Source organism: Komagataeibacter intermedius TF2 (genome assembly GCF_000964425.1).
GTDB classification, from domain to species: Bacteria; Pseudomonadota; Alphaproteobacteria; order Acetobacterales; family Acetobacteraceae; genus Komagataeibacter; species Komagataeibacter intermedius.
The window spans coordinates 1-6,462 of record NZ_BANF01000144.1 but is presented as its reverse complement, the minus strand read 5'-3'; the positions used below and the strand labels follow the sequence as shown (position 1 = coordinate 6,462).

The following is a 6,462-nucleotide window of genomic DNA, read 5'->3' as shown; positions in this document are numbered from 1 at the left end:
AGCGGGTAGCGTCACATTTGTGGGGCGACGTGATGGAGTGCCGGAATGCACGCGAACCATAACTTTGCTCCTAATATACTGGCAACCAGAATATAGCACATGTTTATGCGCATTTGTATATCCATATTTTTGCGCGAAAGTATGACCGCTTTCTGGAGGCCTCAGCGGCTTTTCTTATGACCGACATGAGGGCGCAAGCGGACTGTTGCTATCGATGATAGAAGATCAGGCGAAAACGGGACCAGGCACGATCCACCCTACAGGGTATCACGTCCTTCACTTCCCCCTGGTCCGACAGAAGCATTCAGTTTCATGATCATTGATGAGGCCGCCGGCCTGCATCCATGCATGCACGATCACCGGTCCCACAAAACTGAACCCGCGTTTTTTCAATGAAGCAGAGAGCTCATTCCCTGCGATCGAGCGCGTTGCTGTGCCCGCCCCGTCCCCCATGACCGGTTTTCCCTGCACACTGTCCCACACAAAACCGGCAAAATCCTCACCTGCTTCCCGCATGGCCAGATAGGCACGGGCATTGCGGATCACCGCCCTGATCTTGGCCTGCGACCGTATGATGCCTTGATTGGCCAGCAACTGACCGACTTCCTTCTCGCCATAGCCCGCCACGATTTCCGGCCTGAACCCGGCAAAGGCCTCACGAAAAGCCTCCCGCCTGCTCAGAATGAGCCGCCATGACAGGCCAGCCTGAAAACCGTCGAGCATCAGCTTTTCCCACAAAGCCCGGGAATCATGCTCCGGCACCCCCCATTCGGTATCATGGTAGGCCTGCAGCAGGGCATCCGTGCGTGCCCAGTGGCAGCGTATACGTTCGTCGCTGGTCATCGCGCCTTGCGGAATGTCAGATTGTAGCGATAGGTGCCATTGCCGGGTGGTAGCGGTTCAACCCCATGAAAATTCAGGCGCGCCTTTCCTCCCCATACCATCACGTCCCCTTCATGCAGGGTTATACGTCGTCTGGCATTACTTCGTCTCGGGCCACCCCAGAGGAAAATAGCCGGAAGCCCTAGCGATACGGAGACGATCGGGGCGCTCATATCTCCCTCATCCAGATCCTGATGCAGCGATAACCGGGCGCCCGGGGCATACCGGTTGACAAGACAGGTATCGGGAAGAAAATCCACGAAGCCTGCGCGCGTAGCGGCCTGACGCGCCAGTTCACAGAATACAGACGGCATCTGCGGCCATGCCTGCCCGGTGTCGGGATCAAAGGATGTGTAACGATATCCCATGCGGCTGCTTGTCCAACCAAACCTGCCACAACTGGTCATGGCGACCGACATGCGCCGCCCACCCGGCGTGAGCATGTGCCGGAAAGGCGAACAGGTCGCGATGGTCCGGATATGGGCAAGCAACGTCGCCACCTCTGCCGCAGCAAAACCGGGAAGGAACAGGGCACCGCTGGACAGCACCATATCATCACGCGCTGCGCCAAACAGGTCAGGCTGCATCATGGAAGATGATCCCCAGCGTATGACGGAGCCCGGTCCGGACAGGGCTGACACCGTGGCGCAATGTGACGCGATAACTGCCACGCGTGCCTGTTTTTGGCCTCTGATTGACAGCAAACAGCACGCCGTCGCCCTGCCTGAGAGGCACGACATCCACACGCGACTGCATGCGGGGCCTCTGCTCCGTCAAGACGAATTCTCCCCCGGTGAAATCCCTGTCCGGGCACGACAGCAGAACGGCAAGCTGGATCGGAAAAACATGCTCCCCGTAAAGATCCTGATGCAGGCAGTTATAATCACCTGGCCCATATCGTAATAATAGCGGTGTGGGCCGCACCTGCCCTGCCGCATGGCAACGGGCGAGGAAAGTCTGGTGATCCGCAGGAAAACGGGGGGTCAGTCCCATGCGTTCCATCCAGAAGTTCGCGGTCGGAACGAGAAATGGATAGATTTTCTCGCGCAATGTCGCGACCAGAAGCGGCAGGGGATAGGAGAAGTAGCGGTATTCTCCACGCCCAAATCCGTGCCGCGCCATGATGATACGGCTGCGAAATCCCGCCTCATTGGCATAGAGGGCCGAAAGGGACTGGCACGCTGCCTTATCCAACAGTCCGGGAAGCAGCGCCCAGCCATCCCCGTCCAGCCTGTCGGAAATGCCCTGCCAGTCCATCGCTGCAAGACTGTCCGGCCTCATGCGTCCTTTTCCCGTTCCAGCAGTGCTTTCTTGCGCGCAACGCCCCAACGATAACCCGATAATGTGCCGTCCCTGCGTAAGACGCGATGGCAGGGAATGGCGACAGCCAGGGCATTGGCGCCACAGGCATTGGCAACCGCCCGCACGGACTCCGGATAACCGATGGCCCTGGCGATATCGGTGTAGGTTGCGGTCTGGCCCGCCGGAATGGCCCGGAGCGCGTTCCATACCCGCTGCTGGAAGGCCGTTCCCCGGATATCAAGCGGTAGCCCCAGCCCGACGGCGGGCGTTTCGACGAGACCCACGACCTGTGCAACATGATCCTCGTAATCAGGATCCGCGCCGACCAGTTCCGCATTGGGAAAGCGGTCCTGAAGATCACGGGCCAGCCGGTCCGGATCGTCCCCCATGAGGATCGCCACGATCCCCCGCTCTCCTGAAGCGACAAGGATCGCGCCGAGCGAACACTGTCCGATGGCAAAGCGCAGCCGTTCTGCCGGAGCACCACCGCGCAGGGCACCGGGCTTCATGCCAAGCAGACTGTCGGCCTTTTCATAAAAACGGCTGCTGGAATTATAGCCAGCTGTATAGATGGCTTCCGTCACGGTCGCAGCGGAGCGCAGAACACCACGCAGGCGTTCCGCGCGACAGGCTTCGCCATACTGACGGGGCGACAGCCCGGTAATACGCTTGAAGACACGCTGGAAATAGGTGGGGCTGAGCCCCGCTTTCTGTGCCAGCACATCAAGCGTTGGAGGCGTCTCGCTGGCTTCGATCATTCGGCAGGCCCGCATCACCCGTCCGTTATGACCATTTTCAGCAAGCGCGCCATCCGGGTCGCAGCGTCGGCATGGACGTGCCCCCGTCGCACGCGCCTCATCGACGGTTCCATGGATACATGCATTTTCCGCGCGCGGTCTGCGCGAGGGACAGGACGGTCGACAGTAGATCCCCGTGGTGATGACGGAATACCAGAACAGGCCATCGGCTGTTCTGTCGCGCCTCAGGATCCGGTTCCATCGCGGATCCCGTTCGACAGATGAAGATGCATCCGCCCGAATAGCCGCCAGTATGTCTGTGCTCATCGTTGTCACGGCTCAGCCCTCCTGCGTCCGGTCAATACGGGCAGCGTAACACCCGCGTCTGGCATAATGAGCATGAAGATAGGCAGCTTCCGGTATGTCAAAAAACTGTCCGATCAGGGATTTCAGCTGAGTACCTTCCACGATCTCGGCCGCAATCATGTCATGCCGGGCATCAAAGGCTCGCAACGCCATGAGACGGACCCCGAGTGAGTCCGGAATGGTGTCGATCTCATCATATTGCACCTCAGCGCCTTCCCGAACGAAAATGGCGTGGCTCGACCGGTATGGCGTCTGCTCGGGCTGGTGCGTGTAATTCAGAAGCAGCACACTTTCTCCCGGCTCGGCATCGCGCAGTTCAACACGATCCGGAAAACCGGGAAGTCTGTCGGCGGTATAGCGACGTGCATTCAGGGCACTCAGATCGGCGTCGCTCATGCCGTAAAGGTGACGGAAAGGAGTCGGGTTCAGGCCAGTTATACGGAATGACATAGTGATCTCCGGTCGATTGTCTTTCTGTTTGCGACCGTAACCGCGTCCCCAGAGCCCGGCACTCCGAACCTTGCGATCAAATTCGAATTTTTACGGGTCTGTCAGTCCCCGACCGACAGACTGATTTTCACATGGCAGGCATTTATCAATCATGCCCGATTTATTGGAATTGTCCCGCAGTTTAGGAAATTTTTAGCGCCAGTTGCCACAAGGCAGTATCCGCCTTGCGGTTTGCGTTACCATATTGTGGACGGCCCATACGAGGCGGAAGCGGTCGGCCTATCGCAATGGAGCAGTCCGATGGTTATTGCCGGTATTCATTCCCACTGACTGTCGCCAAGACCATATCGATTCCTCCCTCCAGGGGGATGGAGCAGCCAACGCGTGAAGACACGTCATATCTGAGAAGAATGCTTATCCCATCGTACCAATGGCAGGAAGATGTCATCGACAATCTCTCGGATAGCGTCATCAGACAAGGGCTGAAATGTCATCATCATCTCATGCCGGGCGAGATCCAGCGGAAGTGATGTGATCCGCGGCGTGAGACGGGCTGGATCGATTTCGCCACGTTCGATTGCCCGTCCGATGACGGCATGGAACTGACTGCCATCCACAATGCGCGCCCGTATGTCGGCGAAGCTCGACCGTTCGGCCACAAGATCCTTCTGCATGTCGAAGAACAGTTGCAGGTCCCGGGATCCGGCACGATCCGACATGCAGCGGAGAAGATGGCAGAGTTCTTTGCGCAGGCTGCCCATATCCGAGATGACGATATTCGCCCGCGCGAATTGCTGCGCGAGTGCCGCCGTCGCAAGTGCCGTGCGGCTGGGCCAGCGCCGGTGCAGCACCGGCCGACTGGTTTCCGCACGACGCGCGACGTTCTCCATCGTCAGGCCGGCGTAACCGTGTTCCGCCAGTTCCGCCCATGTCGCTTCCAGGATCGCCTGTTCCAGCGCTGCGCCGCGTCGGCGTGTCCGTCCTCGCACTCTCATGATACTTCATTAAGATGCATTGCGAATCTTATTGCCTCCCATCGCGCGCTCATTAAGATGCAAATTGAATCTTATTTATGGAGGAATAGCATGAGCAAAGCCAGGATGCCAGCACGGCGCCGGTCGGTCCTCATCTCCGGTGCCAGCATCGCGGGGCCGGCGCTCACCTTCTGGCTCGACCGTTATGGGTTCGACGTGACGGTGGTCGAGCGGGCGCCGACCATCCGGACCGGTGGATACCCGATCGACGTTCGTGGCACGGCGATTGACGTGGTCGAACGAATGGGTCTGCTGCCGCAGATCCGCGCCGCCCATATCGCATCCCGAACAATGACCTTCGTGGACCGGGCAGGCCAGGTCATTGGCAGCGTACCGATCTATGAGGCAATCGGCAGCGAGGCCGAACGCGATGTCGAACTGCCGCGCGGCACGCTGACGACGCTGCTCCATGACGCGACATGTAACGGCGGCGTCGATTACTGTTTCAACGATTCAATCGACACTCTCCATGATGACGGTAAAGGCGTCGATATCGGGTTCGCCAGTGGCCGGCGGGCACGATACGATATCGTCATCGGTGCGGACGGTCTGCACTCACGCACCCGCCGTCTGGTCTTTGGTCCCGAGACATCGTTCAATCATTCCCTTGGTTTCTGCTTCAATCTCTTTTCCATGCCAAACGACAGGGGGCTGTCGCACGGCGGGATCGTTCATGCCGAGGCGGGGCACACGGCCGGCATCTGGGCGGTTCAGGATAATCCAAGGGTCTTCGGCTTCCTTGCTTTTACAACAGACGAAGCGCCAGGTTCCGCCTGCCGTAATACGGAAGAACAGATCCAGCGCACGCGGGCCGCCTTCGCCAGCATGGGCTGGGAAGTTCCACGTCTGCTTGGTGCGATGGCGACAGCCGACGATCTGTATTTCGATTCTGTCAGTCAGATCCGGATGCCTTACTGGTCGAAAGGGCGCGTGGCGCTGGTGGGCGATGCGGCATTCGCGCCATCCTTCCGGTCAGGACAGGGTAGCAGCCTGGCATTGGTAGGCGCCTATGTGCTGGCAGGCGAACTGGCTACGCATGACAGTCCGGAAGAGGCGTTTGCAGCCTATGAGCGCATTGCACGGCCCTTTGTCGAGGCGAACCAGGCACTGGCAACCGATGACAACGGGGCCTTCTTCCTGCCAAGGACTCAGAAGGATATCGAGACACGCGACCGGATCCTTGCCGAAATTACGCGGAACGGCACGGCTGGCATGTTCGACAATACCAAGGCGGGGGTACATAATTCGTTACGTCTGTCAGACTACGCGTCTGTGTAACGAGATTACAGGCATTGGCGATGAAGACGGCGGAAATTACCTGTCTGTCTATTGCATCCAACAGACAGGCACGCTGATGGATAGGTTTTTCTCTCAGGAGCCGGCGGGGGGATTTTGTGCATCCGATCAGGCGGGGTGTTATCCTTCTTTACGTAGAGAGGCTGCCGGACGGTGCGCCTTGAGATGTGCACCGTTGATGTAAGATGCTTCATCGGACAAGGGTATCAGTGTCTGCCCGCATTCATATGCTGGGTCGAATGGGTTGCGGCGCGCCGGTCAGTCCCTCTCCCCGCTTTCCAGCCGAGGCACATATACAGACCTGAAAGTGATCCACGTCTTTGCTCCATCTTCCGGCTTTACGGCCAGAATGCAGTCTGGCAGAAAGAGAGCGCCGAAAAAGACGTATGTCGGTT

At 58.7% G+C, this 6,462-nt stretch carries 7 protein-coding genes; 1 reads left to right on the top strand and 6 read right to left on the bottom strand.

Annotated features, from left to right (window positions below; all coding sequences use genetic code 11):
* Nucleotides 1–276: 276 nt before the first annotated feature.
* From B7449_RS14370 to B7449_RS14345, 6 genes are all read right to left on the bottom strand, one after another.
* Nucleotides 277–843 carry a DNA-3-methyladenine glycosylase I gene (locus B7449_RS14370; RefSeq protein ID WP_039733265.1) on the bottom strand — a complete coding sequence of 189 codons (567 nt, stop codon included), beginning with the start codon at nucleotides 841–843 and terminating at the stop codon, nucleotides 277–279.
* On the bottom strand, nucleotides 840–1,469 hold the full coding sequence (alkB, locus tag B7449_RS14365; RefSeq protein WP_039733274.1) for a DNA oxidative demethylase AlkB: 630 nt from the start codon (nucleotides 1,467–1,469) through the stop codon (nucleotides 840–842). Before alkB ends, B7449_RS14370 begins: the two co-directional genes overlap by 4 nt.
* Entirely contained in the window at nucleotides 1,459–2,163 is a 705-nt protein-coding gene (locus B7449_RS14360) for a 2OG-Fe(II) oxygenase (RefSeq protein ID WP_039733267.1), read from the bottom strand. Before B7449_RS14360 ends, alkB begins: the two co-directional genes overlap by 11 nt.
* Nucleotides 2,160–3,248, bottom strand: a complete 1,089-nt coding sequence (ada, locus tag B7449_RS14355; RefSeq protein WP_048883744.1) for a bifunctional DNA-binding transcriptional regulator/O6-methylguanine-DNA methyltransferase Ada — start codon at nucleotides 3,246–3,248, stop codon at nucleotides 2,160–2,162. Before ada ends, B7449_RS14360 begins: the two co-directional genes overlap by 4 nt.
* Nucleotides 3,249–3,260: 12 nt before the next feature.
* On the bottom strand, nucleotides 3,261–3,683 hold the full coding sequence (locus B7449_RS14350; RefSeq protein WP_235721288.1) for a DUF1203 domain-containing protein: 423 nt from the start codon (nucleotides 3,681–3,683) through the stop codon (nucleotides 3,261–3,263).
* A 449-nt stretch (nucleotides 3,684–4,132) separates the two neighbouring features.
* The gene (locus B7449_RS14345) at nucleotides 4,133–4,732 is read right to left on the bottom strand and encodes a TetR/AcrR family transcriptional regulator (RefSeq protein WP_039733270.1); all 600 of its coding nucleotides are present in this window, start codon (nucleotides 4,730–4,732) and stop codon (nucleotides 4,133–4,135) included.
* Between the two features lie 90 nt (nucleotides 4,733–4,822).
* On the opposite strand from B7449_RS14345, the gene B7449_RS14340 reads away from it, so the two are divergent.
* A complete protein-coding gene (locus B7449_RS14340) occupies nucleotides 4,823–6,049 on the top strand; it encodes an FAD-dependent monooxygenase (RefSeq protein ID WP_039733271.1) in 1,227 nt (408 codons plus the stop codon).
* Nucleotides 6,050–6,462 lie beyond the last annotated feature (413 nt).